Origin of the sequence: Promicromonospora sp. MEB111 (assembly GCF_030209445.1) — a bacterium.
In the GTDB taxonomy this organism is placed as follows: domain Bacteria; phylum Actinomycetota; class Actinomycetes; order Actinomycetales; family Cellulomonadaceae; genus Promicromonospora.
In genome coordinates this window covers 169,521-185,162 of sequence record NZ_JARVSD010000007.1, presented here as the reverse complement: position 1 = coordinate 185,162, position 15,642 = coordinate 169,521, and the positions used below count along the sequence as shown (strand labels likewise).

The 15,642-nt window shown below is 73.3% G+C and carries 13 protein-coding genes; 7 read left to right on the top strand and 6 right to left on the bottom strand.

Annotated features, from left to right (window positions below):
- Window positions 1–100: 100 nt before the first annotated feature.
- Together QRN56_RS07690 and QRN56_RS07685 are read right to left on the bottom strand one after the other, a co-directional pair.
- Window positions 101–841, bottom strand: coding sequence for a MerR family transcriptional regulator (locus QRN56_RS07690; protein ID WP_285102220.1), 741 nt, complete (start codon window positions 839–841; stop codon window positions 101–103).
- 167 nt (window positions 842–1,008) lie between these two features.
- Window positions 1,009–3,246: an ATP-binding protein gene (locus QRN56_RS07685; protein ID WP_285102219.1), complete on the bottom strand. Its 2,238-nt coding sequence runs from the start codon at window positions 3,244–3,246 to the stop codon at window positions 1,009–1,011.
- A 115-nt stretch (window positions 3,247–3,361) separates the two neighbouring features.
- Between QRN56_RS07685 and QRN56_RS07680 the strand changes: the two genes are divergently transcribed.
- From QRN56_RS07680 to QRN56_RS07670, 3 genes are all read left to right on the top strand, one after another.
- Window positions 3,362–4,078 (top strand): alpha/beta fold hydrolase, encoded by a 717-nt coding sequence (locus QRN56_RS07680; protein ID WP_285102218.1) that lies wholly within the window; start codon window positions 3,362–3,364, stop codon window positions 4,076–4,078.
- 111 nt (window positions 4,079–4,189) lie between these two features.
- On the top strand, window positions 4,190–5,152 hold the full coding sequence (locus QRN56_RS07675) for an alpha/beta hydrolase (RefSeq protein WP_285102217.1): 963 nt from the start codon (window positions 4,190–4,192) through the stop codon (window positions 5,150–5,152).
- 137 nt (window positions 5,153–5,289) lie between these two features.
- Entirely contained in the window at window positions 5,290–7,317 is a 2,028-nt protein-coding gene (locus QRN56_RS07670) for an MDR family MFS transporter (RefSeq protein ID WP_285102216.1), read from the top strand.
- Between the two features lie 10 nt (window positions 7,318–7,327).
- Here the strand turns inward: QRN56_RS07670 and QRN56_RS07665 are convergent, their stop codons facing one another.
- Together QRN56_RS07665 and QRN56_RS07660 are read right to left on the bottom strand one after the other, a co-directional pair.
- Window positions 7,328–8,941, bottom strand: coding sequence for a sensor histidine kinase (locus tag QRN56_RS07665; RefSeq protein WP_285102215.1), 1,614 nt, complete (start codon window positions 8,939–8,941; stop codon window positions 7,328–7,330).
- Window positions 8,934–9,698, bottom strand: a complete 765-nt coding sequence (locus QRN56_RS07660; RefSeq protein WP_285102214.1) for a response regulator transcription factor — start codon at window positions 9,696–9,698, stop codon at window positions 8,934–8,936. The genes QRN56_RS07665 and QRN56_RS07660 overlap by 8 nt, the downstream gene beginning before the upstream one ends.
- Between QRN56_RS07660 and QRN56_RS07655 the strand changes: the two genes are divergently transcribed.
- The 4 genes from QRN56_RS07655 to QRN56_RS07640 are packed head-to-tail and all read left to right on the top strand — an operon-like array spanning window position 9,686 to window position 13,891.
- The gene (locus tag QRN56_RS07655) at window positions 9,686–10,906 is read left to right on the top strand and encodes a polyphosphate polymerase domain-containing protein (RefSeq protein WP_350224559.1); all 1,221 of its coding nucleotides are present in this window, start codon (window positions 9,686–9,688) and stop codon (window positions 10,904–10,906) included. The genes QRN56_RS07660 and QRN56_RS07655 overlap by 13 nt on opposite strands.
- Window positions 10,903–11,574, top strand: coding sequence for a DUF4956 domain-containing protein (locus QRN56_RS07650; RefSeq protein ID WP_285102212.1), 672 nt, complete (start codon window positions 10,903–10,905; stop codon window positions 11,572–11,574). Before QRN56_RS07655 ends, QRN56_RS07650 begins: the two co-directional genes overlap by 4 nt.
- A gap of 11 nt (window positions 11,575–11,585) precedes the next feature.
- The gene (locus QRN56_RS07645; RefSeq protein ID WP_285102211.1) at window positions 11,586–13,232 is read left to right on the top strand and encodes a CotH kinase family protein; all 1,647 of its coding nucleotides are present in this window, start codon (window positions 11,586–11,588) and stop codon (window positions 13,230–13,232) included.
- A complete protein-coding gene (locus QRN56_RS07640; protein ID WP_285102210.1) occupies window positions 13,229–13,891 on the top strand; it encodes a TetR/AcrR family transcriptional regulator in 663 nt (220 codons plus the stop codon). Before QRN56_RS07645 ends, QRN56_RS07640 begins: the two co-directional genes overlap by 4 nt.
- A gap of 9 nt (window positions 13,892–13,900) precedes the next feature.
- Here QRN56_RS07640 and QRN56_RS07635 read toward each other — a convergent pair whose 3' ends face one another.
- Window positions 13,901–14,206: a hypothetical protein gene (locus QRN56_RS07635; protein ID WP_285102209.1), complete on the bottom strand. Its 306-nt coding sequence runs from the start codon at window positions 14,204–14,206 to the stop codon at window positions 13,901–13,903.
- Complete coding sequence (locus tag QRN56_RS07630; protein ID WP_285102208.1) at window positions 14,206–15,486, bottom strand: inorganic phosphate transporter; 1,281 nt, start codon at window positions 15,484–15,486, stop codon at window positions 14,206–14,208. The genes QRN56_RS07635 and QRN56_RS07630 overlap by 1 nt, the downstream gene beginning before the upstream one ends.
- Window positions 15,487–15,642: the final 156 nt, after the last annotated feature.

Sequence of the window (15,642 nt, the reverse complement as noted above, 5' to 3'; positions counted from 1 at the left end):
GGGCCCAGGTGTCGGCACTGAGTCCGCCTCGGCACCGGCACCGCCTCCGACGTCCGGTATCCACTCCGCCGCCTGGCGCGGTACCCGGTCCGGCCCCACCTCAGGCCGCGTCGCGGAACGCCTCCGCGGCGTGCAGCAGGTAGTAGGCCAGTCCGGTCTGCTGCTGTTCGAGCATCTGCCGGTGGAAGTCGTCCGTGACGAAGAAGCGCGCCTGGCCGGCGAATCCGGCAGGGTCCGTCGGGTGCGTGGCGTTCAGCGCCGCGAGGTGCCGCTCGATCGCGCTCACTACCGTCGGGTCGTCGGCGCGCAGCCCGGCGCGCAGCGCGTCGGCCATGGTCGTCATGAACGCGGTGGCCTCGGCGGCGGCCGCGTTCATCCGGTCGGCGTCGAGGCCGGCCGTGTCGAGCTCGACGCCGTAGGCGTCCCGCAGGTGGGCGTTCTGCTCGTCGAGGGCGTCCTGCCAGCCGGCCTGGTCCAGGCCGGTGAACATGCTGTCGGCAGCCATGGGTTCTCCCTTTCTCTCGTGTGCGATGGCCTGCTCGAGCGTCGCCAGCACCTGGGCGAGCCGTGCTCCACGTGACCGGAGCATGGCGCGCTGGCCCAGCAGGCACTCGAGCCGGGAGACGCGACCCGACAGAGCCTCCGCGATCGCGTCCAGCGGCATGTCCAGCTCCCGGAAGAACAGGATCTGCTGGAGTCGCTCGAGGTCGTCGTCCGAGTAGGACCGGTAGTCGTTGCGCTCGTCCCGTGCGGGGACGAGCAGCCCGATCCGGTCGTAGTGGTACAGCGTCTTGAGCGTCACTCCCGACAGCCGGGAGACGCGGGTGATCGTGTAGGTCATGGGGTCTCACCTCCTGCGCAACACCGTCGACCCTCCCCTGAGGGTAGGGTCAAGCGCCGCCCGCGCGGCCGGGCTCGACCAGCGGGAGCTGGGCGGACGTGCACCTGCTCCCGGTGGCGGACGCCGCCCTCGACGCCATGTCCCGGATGGAGGAGCGGCGGTGCGGATCAGCTGAGCCCGGCGAGCTGCTCCCGGGCCGCGTCGGCCCGCCGACGGTCGCCCAGTGCCTCGCGGATCTCCACGACCCGTCCCAGCGCGGCTGCCGCCTCGGCCCTCCGCCCCGTCGCGGCGAGCGCCAGGGCCCGCACGCGCAGGTACATGGCGCGGTGGGCGGGCACGTCGAGCTCGTCGACGGCGGGCGCGGCGGCGTCCGCGGTCGCGAGCGCGCCCGCGCCGTCGCCGAGCTCGACGAGGTTCTTGACGATCGCGGACGCCGCGGCGACCCGGGTGGTCAGCGCGATGTCCCGGGGGAACCGGTCCGGCTGCCGCTCCAGCAGGTCGATCGCGGCCCGGTCGGCGCCGATGGCGTCGGCGCGCCGCCCGAGCAGCGTGAACGCCTCGGCGAGCATGCGGTGCGTCTGGAGCAGGCCGGCCGCGTCGTCGGCGTCGGCGAAGCACCGGCGGGCGTCCTCGGCGTCGCGCACGACGTCGCCGGGGAAGCCGAGCAGCAGCTCGCACCAGCCCGTGTAGTACAGGGCCCAGCCCTCCTGGGCGCGGTTGCCCGCGCGCCGCGCGACGTCCCGGGCGCGGTGCGCGCGCTCCAGGCCGCGGGCCGGGTCGTCCCGCGTGTAGAGCTCGGCCCAGCTCAGGTACCCGAGCTGGGTGGCCAGCAGGTCGTCGTCGGCGAGGCGTTCCGCCCCCTGGACGGCCAGGGCATAGACCTCGTGCCACTGGCCCCACTGCGCCCACAGGTCGGAGAACCAGTGCAGCGACTCTGCCACGCGCACCACCAGGGCGTCGTCCTTGTCGGCCGCCGCGGCGCGCAGCGCGTGGAACCAGTGGTCCGCCTCGTCGTGCAGCCAGGCGCCGGCGGCCTCGCGGGTGGACAGGTCGGCCAGCCCGGGCTGGTCCGGGCCGCGCCCGTGGGCGGGCTCGAACCAGAGACCGGCGTCGACGGTGGTCGCCAGGATCCAGTGCCGCAGACGTTCCGCGTGCCCAGCCTGCGCGTGCGGGCCCTCGTCCTGGCGGAGCCGGTCGCGCGCGAAGATCCGCAGCAGGTCGTGCAGGTGGTAGCGGTCGTGGGTGGCGGCCTCCAGCAGGCCGAGGTCCACGAGCTCGTCGAGCAGGTCCACGGCCGCGTGCCGGCCGGAGCCGACCAGGACGGCGCCGAGCTCGGCGGTGAACGTGGGCCCGGTCAGGACGCCGAGGCGCCGGAACAGCGTCCGCGCGGCGTCGGAGAGCTGGTCGTAGGACATCGCGAACGCCTTGCGCAGCTCGAGGTCGCCCGCGCGGAACCCGTCGAGGCGGTGGTCCTCGGACGCCAGCCGGTCCGCGAGCCGGCCCGCGGTCCAGGCGCGGTGGCTCGCCACACGGTTGCCGGCGATGCGCAGGGCCAGCGGGCATCCGTCGCAGAGGTCGGCGAGCCGGTGCAGGTCGGCCTCGGGCGCCTGCGCGGCGGGGATGATGCGGCGCAGGAGCGTCACGGCGTCGTCGTGCGCGAGCCGGTCGAGCTCGACGCGCAGGGACGCGTCCAGCCCGGCCAGCGGACGGCGGGCCGTGACGATCACCGCGGAGGGCCCGGTGGCGGGCAGGACCGGGCGCACCTGCTCCTCCCCGGCGGCGTCGTCGAGGACCACCAGGACCCGGCGGTCGCCGAGGAGGGAGCGCCAGAGCGCGGCGGCGTCGTCCAGGCCGGGCGGCACGGAGCGCACGGCGGGCTCGCAGGCCTGGATCAGGCGGCGCAGCACCACGAGCGGGTCGAGCGGGCGCCCGCCGAACCCGCCCAGGTCGATGAACCGCACGGCGTCGAACCGGTCGCGGACGTCGCCCGCGGCGCGCACCGCGAGCGACGTCTTGCCGAGCACCGCGGGCCCGGAGAGCACCACGAGCGGCGACGGCGCGCCGTCGGCGCCCGACGCCACGTGCGCCCCGATCGCGGACAGCTCGGCGTCCCGGCCGACGAGGTCGGCGACGGCGCGGGGGAGCGGCAGCGGGGCGACGACGCCGGACGGGGGCCGGTGCCGGCCCGCCCGGGCCGCTGCGAGGAGCGCCGCGCGGTCGGCAGGCGCTAGGCCCAGGCCGTCCGCCACGAGGTCCACCGTGCGCCGCTGCGGACCCTGGCTGGCGCCGCGCTCGATGTCGCTGATCGTGCGGTCGCTCACCCCGGAGAGCTCCGCGAGCCGTTCGAGCGTCAGGTCGGCCTCGTGCCGGAACCGGCGGAGCAGCGGACCCAGCGCCTCGGTCATCTCTCCCCATTCCTGCGTGCTTCCTTCGTGGACGCAGTCACCGGTGACGGCCTTGGATCGAAGTGTCTCATCGTGACGGCCGTGCTCCCGCGGTCGTCCCGCGGAAAGGAACCCCATGTCATCCACTCCCACCATCGTGCTGGTGCACGGCGCGTTCGCCGACGCCGGAAGCTGGACCCCGGTCACGCGCGCGCTGCTCGACCAGGGCTTCCGGGTCGTCGTCCCGCCCGTGCTGAACCGCTCGCTGACGGGCGACGCCGCGTACGTGCGGTCCGTCGTCGAGGCGATCGACGGCCCCGTGCTGCTCGCGGGCCACTCCTACGGCGGCGCGGTGATCACGGTCGCGGGCGCGGCCGAGAACGTCGTCGGCCTGGTCTTCGTGGCCGGCTACGCGCTCGCCGAGGGCGAGAGCCTGGGCGAGCTGCAGGGCGGCTTCCCCGACTCCGACCTGGCGGCCCACCTGGTCTACACGCCGTACCCGGTCGACGGCGCCGAGCCGGGCACCGACGTGTCCGTGGCCGTCGACGCGTTCCCCGCGGTCTTCGCCGCCGGCGTGCCGGACGACGTCGCGACGGTGCTCGCCGTCTCGCAGCGCCCGCTGTCCGCCGTGGCCTTCGGGGAGCCGGCGCCGGTCGCCGCCTGGCGGACCAAGCCGTCCTGGGGGATCGTCGCGGCCGCGGACCACACCATCAACCCCGACGTCGAGCGCTTCGGCTACGAGCGCGCCGGGGTGCGGGAGAGCGTCGAGCTCGACGCGCCGCACCTGGTGATGCTCACCCACCCCGCCGAGGTGGCCGGGCTCATCGCCCGGGCCGCGGGGCAGACGGCCTGACCGGCGCCGCGCGGCCCGCCGCGCACGCCGGCCCGCCGCGCACGCCGGCCCGCCGCGCACCCCGGCACGCCCCAGCACACCCAGCACCCCCCCCGGAACGAAGGAACCGTCATGACCGCAAACCCCCACGGCCTGGCCCTGGAACCCGCCGCCCAGGCGTTCGCCGAGGCCACCGACAACCCGCCGTACCTGTACCAGCTCGCGCCCGCGGACGGCCGCAAGGCCGTCGACGACGTGCAGTCGAGCGAGATCTTCAAGCCCGAGGTCGACGACGTCTGGGTCACCGTCGAGGGCGGGCCCACCGGCACGGTGCCGGTCCGGATCGTCAGGCCCGCCGGCGCCCGGGGCCCCCTACCCGTGGTGCTCTACGTGCACGGCGCCGGATGGGTGTTCGGCGACGCGCACACGCACGACCGCCTCGTGCGCGACCTCGCGATCGGCGCGCAGGCCGCCGTCGTCTTCCCCGAGTACGACCGGTCGCCCGAGGTGCGGTACCCCGTCGCCGTCGAGCAGGCCTACGCCGTCGCGCGGTGGGTCACCAAGGAGGGCGCGGACCAGGGACTGGACGGCGGTCGCCTGGCCGTGGCCGGCGACTCCGTGGGCGGCAACATGTCCGCCGCCCTCACCCTGCTCGCCAAGGAGCGCGGCGACGTCACCTTCCGGCAGCAGGTGCTGTTCTACCCGGTGACCGACGCCGCGTTCGACACCGCCTCCTACCACGAGTTCGCCACCGGCTACTTCCTCACGCTGGAGGGCATGCGCTGGTTCTGGGACCAGTACACGACCGACCCGCAGGAGCGGGACCTGATCACCGTCTCCCCGCTGCGGGCCACCGAGGAGCAGCTCGCCGGGCTGCCGCCCGCGCTGGTCATCACCGCGGAGGCCGACGTGCTGCGTGACGAGGGCGAGGCCTACGCGGCCAAGCTCCGCCGGGCCGGCGTGGACGTGACCAGCGTCCGGTACGGCGGGGTCATCCACGACTTCGTCATGCTCAACGCCCTGCACGACACGCACGCCGCGAAGGCCGCCGTCGCCCAGGCGTCCGCCACGCTCCGGTCCGCCCTCCAGGACTGACCGGTCCCGGCGCGGGGAGGGACGCCGCACCGCCGACGCCCTCCCCGCGCCGACCCGCGCGGGCCGTGACAGTCTGCCTCCGGGGCACACGCACGGGCGCGCAGGCCTCGCCGTCCACCGGACCCGGGAGGCACCGCATGACCGCACCGAGCGCAGAGGCGGAGCCGCAGGCACTGCTGCCGCAGGCCAGGGTCTGGGCCATCTTCGCGGGGCTCATGCTCGCGCTGCTGCTCGCCGCCCTGGACCAGACCATCGTCGCCACCGCGCTGCCCACGATCGTCTCCGACCTCGGCGGCGCCGAGCACCTGTCCTGGGTCGTGACGTCCTACATGCTGGCCAGCACCGCGACCACCGTGCTCTGGGGCAAGCTCGGCGACCTGTTCGGGCGCAAGACCCTGTTCATCGCCTGCATCCTGATCTTCCTGGTCGGGTCGATCCTGTCCGGCACGTCGCAGACGATGGGCCAGCTCATCGCCTGGCGCGCCGTGCAGGGCGTGGGCGGCGGCGGGCTCATGGTGCTCTCCCAGGCGATCATCGGCGACGTCGTGCCGCCCCGGGACCGCGGCCGGTACCAGGGGCTGTTCGGCGCGGTCTTCGGCGTCTCCTCCGTCGCCGGCCCGCTGCTCGGCGGGTTCTTCGTCGACAACCTCGACTGGCGCTGGGTCTTCTACGTCAACATCCCGGTCGGGATCATCGCGCTGGTCGTCGTCGCCTCCGTGCTGCCCCGCATCACCACCGACACCAGGCCCCGCATCGACTACGCCGGCATCATCCTGCTCGCCACGATCTCGACGGCGGTCGTGCTGGTCACCAGCCTGGGCGGCACCACCTGGGGCTGGAGCTCCGCGCCCGTCTGGGCCATGATCGCGCTCGCGGTCCTCGGGCTGGTCGCGTTCGTCGCGGTCGAGCGGCGCGCCCCCGAGCCGGTGCTGCCGCTGCACCTCTTCCGCAACCGGGTCTTCTCCGTCTCCGCGGTCATCGGCTTCGCCGTCGGCTTCGCGATGTTCGGCGCCATCACCTTCATTCCGCTCTACCTGCAGACGGTCAAGGGCTCCACGCCCACCGAGTCCGGCCTGGAGATGACGCCGATGATGCTCGGCCTGCTCATCACGTCCATCGGCTCGGGACAGCTCATCTCCCGCACCGGGCGCTACAAGGTCTACCCGATCGTCGGCACCGCGGTCACCGCCGTGGGGCTCTACCTGCTCTCCCTCATGGACCAGGGCACCACCACGCTCCAGGCGGGCCTGAGCATGTTCGTGTTCGGCGCCGGGCTCGGGATGGTCACCCAGGTGCTCGTCATCGCGGTGCAGAACGCCGTGAGCTACCGCGACCTGGGCACCGCGACGTCGGGCACCACGTACTTCCGCACCATCGGCTCGTCGGTGGGCGTCGCGGTGTTCGGCACCATCTTCGCGAACCGGCTCGCGGCCGAGGCGGCGACGTCCGTGCCGGACGCCGCCCAGGGCACCTGCGGGCCCGAGGCGCTGACGGCGTCCACGCAGGCGCTCGCGCAGTGCCCGCCCGACGTGCAGACCTGGTTCCTCGACGCCTACACGGGCGCGCTGCACGTCGTCTTCCTGGGGGCGGTGCCGGTCGCCGTGCTCGCGTTCCTCCTGACGTGGCTCCTGCCCGAGGTCGAGCTGCGCACCGCCACGCGGGGCGGCGACGACGAGGTGGGTCACGCGACCGGCGCCACCTTCGCGCTCCCGTCGTCGCGCACGTCGCTCGAGGAGCTGCGCATGATCCTGTGGCGCCGCGTGGGCAAACGGGACCCCCTGCGGGTCTACGACCTCGTGGCGCAGGACGTCGGCCTGACGCCCGGCCAGGCGTGGATGCTCACCCGCGCCTCGCTCAAGCGCACCCGGTCGGTGCGCCTCATGGCCGAGCACACGGGCCGCCCCGAGGACGTGGTGCGCGGCGTCGCGGACACCCTCGCGACCCGCGGGCTGGTGGCCGTGGACGGCGACACGGTCCGGGCGCTGCCCGCGGGCGACGTCGTCGCGGAGGCGATCCGGGAGGCGGAGCGGGTCCGGTTGCAGCGGTACGTCGAGCAGTGGCCCGGCGGCGACGAGCCGGAGGTCACGCAGCTCGTGGACCAGCTCACGCGCCAGATCCTGACCGACCGGACGGACCAGGCCGGCAGCTCCGCCGCACGCCCGTAGGGTCTGCCCGCTAGCGCATCCGGTGCGGCAGCCGCACGGTGAACGTGGTCCCGGTCGCGGGGCCCTCGTCCGCCGTGCGGGAGCGGACGGCGATGCTCCCGCCGTGCTCGGTCACGATGGCGTCCGCGATCGAGAGGCCGAGGCCGGTCGACCCGCCGTTGCGGTTGCGCGCCACGTCGCCGCGCGTGAACCGGTGGAAGAGCGAGGGACGCAGCCCGGCGGGGATGCCGGGTCCGTCGTCGGTGACGTGCAGGACGACGGCGTCGCCCTCGCGCAGGAGCCGCACACGCACCTGCGTGCCCGCCGGCGTGTGGGTGCGCGCGTTGGCGAGCAGGTTCGCCACGACCTGGCGCAGGCTGGCCTCGTCCCCGGTGACGACCAGCTCGTCCGCCCGGTCACCGCCGGCGTGCGCGTCGTCGTCCGCCCCGCTCGGCAGCTCCAGCTTCCAGGCGTGGCCGGGGCTGGCCGCGTGGGCGTCCATGACGCCGTCGACGGCGAGCGCGACCAGGTCGACGGGCGCGCGGTCGAGCCCGCGTCCGGCGTCGAGCCGGGCCAGGAGCAGCAGGTCCTCGACCAGACCCGTCATGCGCACGGCCTCGGACTCGATGCGGTCCAGGGACCGCGCCGCGGTGGGCGGGAGCTCCTCGGGGGCGCGGTGCACGAGCTCGGCGTACCCGCGGATCGACGCCAGAGGCGTGCGCAGCTCGTGGCTCGCGTCCGCCACGAAGCTGCGCACCTGGGTCTCCGAGTCGTGCCGGGCCTGGAGCGACACCTCGACGTTCTCGAGCATGCGGTTCAGGGCGGCGCCCACCTGCCCGACCTCGGTCCGCTCGTCCGTGAGGGTCGCGGGCACGCGGGGGATGGCGTCGATCGCGCCGCGGGAGAGCTCGAGCTCGGAGACGCGGCTCGCGGCGTCCGCCACGCCGTCGAGCGGCCGCAGGGAGCGGCGCACCAGCCAGGCGCCGACGCCGACGGCGGCCAGCAGCGCCGCCACACCGAGCGCCACCTCGACGAGCACGTAGCCGTGCACGGTCGCGTCCACGGTCGCGGTGCTGGTCGCCACGACCAGTGGCTCGTCGTCGTCCGTGGTGACGTGCACCGCACGGAAGGCGCCGAGGCCGTCCAGCCGGACGTCGTGCGGGCGCCCGTCGGCCGGGACGTCCAGGAGCTCGGCGACCTGGTCGTCGTCGAGGGCCTCGCGCTCCAGCGAGGTCGTCACGTGGTCGGCGAGCACCGGCTCGCCGTCCACGTAGCGCACGACGGCGCTGCCGGGGCCCAGGCCCGGCGGGAACGCGGGCCGGGTGGTGTCGGAGGCCTCGCCCGGCGCCGGCATCGGCAGGGCGGGGATCTCCTGGCCCGGCTGGGTGCCGGAGGCGTCGTCGCCGGGAGCGGCGTCGCGGAACCGGATCTGCACGGGACCCTGTGTGAGCCGCTGGCTCGCCTGCTCCAGCTCGCTGTCCACCTGGTTCAGGAGCTGGGAGCGCAGCACCGCCGTCGACGCCACGGCCAGGCCCGCCGTGACCACGAGGACGACGGCGGCGAGCACGAGCACGAGCCGCCGCCGCAGCGCGGTGGGCCGGCGGGTCGAGGGGGCGCGGTCGGTGGGCGCGACGACGTCAGGCACGGGCCTCGTCCCTGACCTTGCCGGGCCGCAGCACGTACCCGACGCCGCGCAGCGTGTGGATCATGGGCTCGCGCCCCTTGTCGATCTTGCGGCGCAGGTAGGACACGTACAGCTCGACGATGTTCGCCTGCCCGCCGAAGTCGTAGTTCCAGACCCGGTCGAGGATCTGCGCCTTGGACAGCACGCGCCGCGCGTTGCGCATGAGGTAGCGCAGCAGCTCGAACTCCGTGGCCGTCAGGTGGATCTCCTCGCCCGCCCGCCACACCTCGTGCGCGTCCTCGTCGAGCGCCAGGTCGCCCACGGCCAGCACGCCGTTCCCGTTCTGCGCCGTCGCGCCCTGCCGCCGCAGCAGCCCGCGCAGCCGGGCGACCACCTCCTCCAGGCTGAACGGCTTGGTCACGTAGTCGTCGCCGCCCGCGGTCAGGCCCTTGACCCGGTCCTCGACAGCGTCGCGCGCCGTGAGGAACAGGACCGGGACGCGCTCGCCGTGCTCGCGCAGCCGGCTCAGCACCGTGAGCCCGTCCATGTCCGGGAGCATGATGTCGAGCACCACGATGTCCGGGACGGACTCGCGGACCGCGCGGAGCGCCGAGGCGCCGTCCAGGGCGGCGGTGACGTCCATCCCCTCCAGGCGCAGGGCGGACGTGAGGAGCTCGGCGAGGTTGGGCTCGTCGTCGACCACGAGGACCCGGACGGGCGACCCGTCCGCGCGGGTCGGACGGGGCTGGTCGGGGGAACCGGCGGGTGCGGAGCTCATCGCACCAGGGTGCGCCCCGATCCCGGGGTGTTCCTGGGCCGAACCTGTGCGTTGGCTATGTGCCGGGCCGGACCGCCCGCGAACGTGGAGTCGATCCACGTTCGCCTCCACGTTTCCAGCAGACACAAAGATTCACCCGGCAGGGTCGGTTTCTCGGTGTTCATCTGCTGGCCAGGTGCCGTTCATCTCGGCGCCGGGCTGCCGACAAGAGGAGCTGGCCCGTGCGACCCCTGTCCCGACGCGCAGTCGACCCACGTCCGAGACCGACGCCAGGCGATCGGTCAACAGGCGAGGAGCCGAACGCGCACGCCGCGAGCTCCGCACGCACGGCCACCGCGAGCCGGCTGCACGCCTTCAACCGGTTCGAGATCAAGTATCTCGTGCCGCAGGACCAGGCGGACGAGCTCCGCGCCGAGCTGGTGCGGCACATGGACGCGGACGCCTACTCGGGCGACGCGGGCTACCCGATCACGAGCGTCTACTACGACACGGCGCACCTGAAGTTCTACTGGGAGAAGATCGAGGGTCTGAAGTTCCGGCGCAAGCTGCGCGTGCGGCACTACGGCACGGCCGACGACCTGACGCCCGAGTCGGACGTGTTCGTGGAGATCAAGCAGCGCGTCAACCGGGTCACCCAGAAGCGGCGGGTGTCGCTGCCGTACCGCGACGCCCTGGCGCTGTGCTCGCCCGAGGGCTACGAGCCCACCGGCGAGATCAGCAACCGCGAGCGGGCCTTCCTGGACGAGGTGTCCACCCTCGTGGGCGAGCTCGACCTGCGCCCCACCGTGACGACCGGCTACCACCGCGAGGCATGGGTGGGGCGAGAGGCGGACCTGGGCCTGCGCGTCACGCTCGACCACCGGCTGCGCGGCCGGGACCGCGACTTCCACCTCTCCTCCGAGAGCGTCAACCGGCTGACGCTGCCGCCGCGCCTCTCGGTGCTGGAGGTCAAGGCGAACGAGCGGGTGCCCGGATGGGTCACCGACCTGACGGCCCGGATGAGCCTCGACGTCGTCCGGATCTCCAAGTACTGCCAGAGCGTGCAGGCGTTCGGACTCGCGCCCCGCTCGACGATGCACGCCCCCGACGAGGTCGACGCGATCCTGCGCGACGAGTCGGCCGGCGCACCCGGCACCGCGACCGCGGGACCGATCCACCCCGACGGCGTCGACGCCGCCGCTACCCGAAAGAGTGTTCTCGCCCGATGAATCTCCAAGACCTCAGCGGAACCTTCTCCGTCTTCGACGTGACGATGACGCTGGTGCTGTCGTTCGTCCTGTCCGCCGCCATCGGCTGGGTGTACAAGCGGACGCACCGCAACATCTCCTACAGCCAGTCCTACGTCCAGACGCTCGTCATCATCGGCATGGTCGTCGCCGTCATCATGCTCGTGGTCGGCTCGAACATCGCCCGGGCCTTTGCCCTCGTCGGCGCGTTGTCGGTGATCCGGTTCCGCAACGCGATCAAGGAGACCCGCGACGTCGGGTTCATCTTCCTGGTGATGGCGATCGGCATGGCGGTCGGCACCCGGTTCTACCTGCTGGCGGCCGCTGCGACCGTGGTCATCCTGCTGGTCGTCTTCCTCATGCAGCGGTTCGACTGGTTCAGGCTCGACATCCAGCGTCAGGTGGTCAAGGTCCAGGTGCCGCCGGAGTCCCGGTACCAGCAGGACGTCGCAGACGTGCTGGTCCGCATGACGCGTGAGTTCGAGCTCGTCAGCGTGGAGACCGTGCGCGGCGGGGCGCTGACCGAGCTGTTCTACTCGGTGCGCCTCAAGCCGGGGGTCACCACGGCCGAGATCATCGGGGCGCTCGGCGAGATCAACTCCGGGCAGAAGGTCACGGTCCTGACCGGCTACGACCAGTCCGACATGTGAGGAGGGCGACCATGAGCCTTGCAGACCTGCGCAAACGCCTTCCGGTGCGGCTGCGCCAGCACTGGATCCCACTGACCGCCGGCTTGGCAGGGATCGTGGTCGCCCTGACCGTCTTCGGCGACGTGACGGTCCGGCCGTACTCGACGAGCTCGGCCGCCGTCACCGACGAGGAGCGCATCACCCAGGACATCGAGGGCACGGTCGACCTGTTCGACGACTCCGTCGATCACGAGATCTCGCTGTCCTACTCCCAGGACGACTACGACCGGATGCTCGACACGTACTTCGCCGAGGGGGAGAAGGAGTGGATGACGGCCGACCTGACGGTCGACGGCACCACGATCGACTCTGTGGCCGTGCGGCTCAAGGGCAACTCCACGCTGTCGTCGCTGGTCGACGACCGCGAGAGGTCCGAGACCCAGGGCGAGCGCGCTCCGGGCGGGATCGGCGGGGGTGGTGGCGAGATGCCGGAGATGCCTGGTGGCGGGCAGATGCCGGAGGGCGGCCCGATGCCGGGCGGCGCGGGGGAGGCCGTCGGCTTCGCCGGCATGGGCGCGTCGCTGACCACGGAGGAGCCGGAGAACCTGCCCCTGCTCGTCAGCTTCGACGAGAACCAGCCCGGCCGGGCCTACCAGGGCATGACCGAGCTCTCGATCCGCCCGGCGAGCGCGGCGAGCACGCCGTCGCTCAACGAGGCCGTCGCGCTGGAGCTCACGGAGCAGTCGGGCCAGCCCACGCAGGACTACTCGTTCGCGACCTACGCCGTGAACGACCGTCCGACGACGACCCGCCTCGTCGTCGAGAACCCGGACCCGCAGTACGCCGCTGAGCTCGACGGCGACGGGGTGCTCTACAAGCTGCTGTCCACGAGCTCGTTCACCTATCAGGGTGGCGACCAGACCGAGTACACGGACGACTTCAAGCAGGTCAACCTCAACGGCAGCCAGGACCTGCAGCCGCTCGTCTCGTTCCTCGAGTGGCTCGACGACGCCTCCGACGAGGAGTTCGCCCGCGACCTGGACCAGTGGCTGGACGTCGAGTCGTTCGCGACGTACCTGGGCACCCAGGACGTGCTCGGCAACTTCGACACGATGTCCGGCCCCGGCCGGAACGCCTACCTCTACTACGACCTCGACACGAAGCTGATCAGCGTCGTGTCGTGGGACCTCAACCTCGCGCTGGGCGGCATGTCGATGCCCGGTGGCGGTGCCGCAGGCCCCGGCAGCGAGGCCGCCGAGGGGGCCGGTGGAGGCGGGATGCCCGAGCCGTCCGAGGACATGGAGCCCCCGGAGGGCATGGAGCTGCCGGAGGGCTTCGAGCCGCCCGAGGGTTTCGAGCCCGGGGGCGAAAGCGGGGGCCGGGGCGGCGGCGGTATGGGCGGGGGCATGATGGGCGAGAACGCCCTGGTGACCCGGTTCGAGGAGAACACCACCTTCGTCGCCATGATCGACCGGGCCGTCAGCGACCTGACGGCCGAGTGGATCGACAGCGGCAGGGCCGCTCAGCTCGTCGACGAGGTCGCCGCCCGCGTCCCGGCCACGGACGCCGTCGACCAGGCGACGATCGACGCCGACGCCGAGACCGTGCGGGCCGAGCTCGTGGCCACGGACGACGCCGGTGCCGCTGCGGTCGACGGCCCGGCCGCCGGGAACGGATGACCGAGCACAGGGTGCCCGGGCTACGGGAACGCAAGCGCGCCGCGGCCCGGGCACGGGTCGAGGAGATCGCCATCGACCTGTGCCTGCGGAACGGCTACGACTCCGTGACCGTCGCGCAGATCTGCGCCGCCGCGGGCGTCGCGCAGAGCACGTTCTTCAACTACTTCGGCAGCAAGGACGCCGCCATCCTGGGGCGCTCGCCCCGCCCCACGCCCCAGGCGATCCAGGCGTTCGTCGACGCCGACGGGCCGCTGCTCGGCGACCTGCTCACCCTCCTGGTGACCGGTGCGCTGGACGCCGTGGGCAACCTGGAGCTCTTCCGGCGCAGGTTCGAGCTGATCGACGGCAACCCGGAGCTCCGGGCACGGGAGCTGGACCGGTCCGAGGCGCCCGGCTCGTGGCAGCTCGACACCGTCGAGCGCCGCCTGCGCCGGGACCCGCGCCTGACCACGACCGAGATCGCCGAACGCGCCCACATGACCTCGGCGCTCGCCGGGAGCATCATGCGGCACGCCCTCTGGTCGGCCCGGCGAGCCCCCGCGGCGGAGTGGACCGACCACCTCCGGCGCAGCCTCGGGCTCGCGCACGGCATCTTGGTCCGGGAGTTCCCGCCGCGAACGCCGGCCCGGCCGCCGTCGCACATCCGCCGCGCACCGTAGCGGGGGTCGCTAGTGCCCGCCGGAGACCACGACGAACAGGCCCGTGGCGACCGCCGCGACGACGAGGCCCAGGCACAGGGCCGCTCCGGCCAGGCGCGCGGGGCCGGGGCGCGGGATCGCGACGGCGACGGCGCCGTCGTCCGAGGTGCGGCGTCCCGCCGCCTCACCGGCCCCCGGCACCGCGTCCCCGCGGTCCCGGGCCGGGCCCGCCAGCAGGCGGAGCCCCAGCGCGAACAGCGCGGGGATGCCCGCGCCGACGAGCACGCCGGCCACGAGGACCTGGCTCAGCGCGCCCCACTCGATGAAGTCGCTCATCAGTTGTCTCCCTTCGACGGGGCGTCGGCACCCGGGGCGCCCACCGTCCCCACGGACTCGATGGCCGGGCCGACGGACGACGCCGTCGCGAGGGCGGGCACGGGGCCGACGCGCTCGCCGCCCGCCTGGCCCGTCGTGGCGGCGACGGGCTCGATGCCGGCGCCCTTGTCCTCGTCCCACTCCTCGTTCACGTTGGTGTGGTCCACCGGCTTGCGGCGCGACACGAGCCAGATGGCCGCGGACGAGATCACCAGCACGGCGAAGACGGCGACGACGCCGAACGTGCCGCCGATGGCGGACTCCAGCCACTGGCACAGCGCGCCGACCAGGCCGGCCGCCGGAAGGGTGAGGCCCCAGGCGACGAACATCCGCCCCGCCACGCTCCAGCGCACCTTCGCGCCCGGCATGCCGACGCCGGAGCCGAGCACCGAGCCGGTGGCGACGTGCGTCGTGGACAGCGAGAAGCCGAAGTGGCTGGAGAGCAGGATGACGGCGGCCGACGACGTCTCGGCGGCCATGCCCTGCCGGGTGTCGATCTCGACGAGCCCCTTGCCGAGCGTGCGGATGACCCGCCAGCCACCCAGGTAGGTGCCGAGCGCCATGGCGACCGCGCAGCTCAGGATCACCCAGAGCGGCACGTTCGAGTCGGCGGGCACGGCGCCGCCCGCGATGAGGGCGAGCAGGATGATGCCCATCGACTTCTGTGCGTCGTTGGTGCCGTGCGCCAGGGAGACGAGCGAGGCGGAGCCGATCTGGCCCCAGCGGAAGCCCCGGTTGGTCAGGTCCTGCGGCACTCCGCGGGTCAGCTTGGCGACGCACCAGGTGCCGAGGCCGGCCACGGCGATCGCGATGAGCGGGGCGAGCAGGGCCGGCACCAGCACCTTGGACACCACTCCGGTCCACAGCACGCCCGAGGTGCCGACGGCGGCCAGCACGGCGCCGACCATGCCGCCGACGAGCGCGTGCGAGGAGCTGGACGGGATGCCGAGCAACCAGGTGAGCAGGTTCCAGACGATGCCGCCGACCAGGCCGGCGAGCACGACGGGCAGGGTGATGACACCGGCGTCGACGATGCCCTTCGCGATGGTCGCGGCGACGGCGAGCGAGAGAAACGCGCCGACGAGGTTGAGGACGGCGGACAGCGCGACGGCTGTCTTGGGCTTGAGGGCACGGGTGGCGATGGAGGTGGCCATCGCGTTGCCCGTGTCGTGGAATCCGTTCGTGAAGTCGAAGGCGAGCGCGGTCACGACGACGAGCGCGAGCAGGAGCGTTTCGGTCACGGCCTCGATTTTGCGAGGCGAACCTTGGGGTGATCCGTGTTTTTGGCTGATATCAAGGCACTGTTCCTTCATCGTTCATCTGATGTTCACCTGGAAGCCCCCTCGATGGAGTCGCGAGGACCGGCGCCTCGGGTTGTGCCCGGGCGCCGGCCCGGA

Bases quoted from the DNA above. Each gene is read 5' to 3' on its own strand.
- QRN56_RS07675 (WP_285102217.1), top strand. From the start codon at position 4,190: ATGACCGCAAACCCCCACGGCCTGGCCCTGGAACCCGCCGCCCAGGCG.
- QRN56_RS07680 (WP_285102218.1), top strand. From the start codon at position 3,362: ATGTCATCCACTCCCACCATCGTGCTGGTGCACGGCGCGTTCGCCGAC.
- QRN56_RS07645 (WP_285102211.1), top strand. From the start codon at position 11,586: ATGAGCCTTGCAGACCTGCGCAAACGCCTTCCGGTGCGGCTGCGCCAG.
- QRN56_RS07640 (WP_285102210.1), top strand. From the start codon at position 13,229: ATGACCGAGCACAGGGTGCCCGGGCTACGGGAACGCAAGCGCGCCGCG.
- QRN56_RS07670 (WP_285102216.1), top strand. From the start codon at position 5,290: ATGACCGCACCGAGCGCAGAGGCGGAGCCGCAGGCACTGCTGCCGCAG.
- QRN56_RS07685 (WP_285102219.1), bottom strand. From the start codon at position 3,246: ATGACCGAGGCGCTGGGTCCGCTGCTCCGCCGGTTCCGGCACGAGGCC.
- QRN56_RS07635 (WP_285102209.1), bottom strand. From the start codon at position 14,206: ATGAGCGACTTCATCGAGTGGGGCGCGCTGAGCCAGGTCCTCGTGGCC.
- QRN56_RS07690 (WP_285102220.1), bottom strand. From the start codon at position 841: ATGACCTACACGATCACCCGCGTCTCCCGGCTGTCGGGAGTGACGCTC.
- QRN56_RS07660 (WP_285102214.1), bottom strand. From the start codon at position 9,698: ATGAGCTCCGCACCCGCCGGTTCCCCCGACCAGCCCCGTCCGACCCGC.
- QRN56_RS07650 (WP_285102212.1), top strand. From the start codon at position 10,903: ATGAATCTCCAAGACCTCAGCGGAACCTTCTCCGTCTTCGACGTGACG.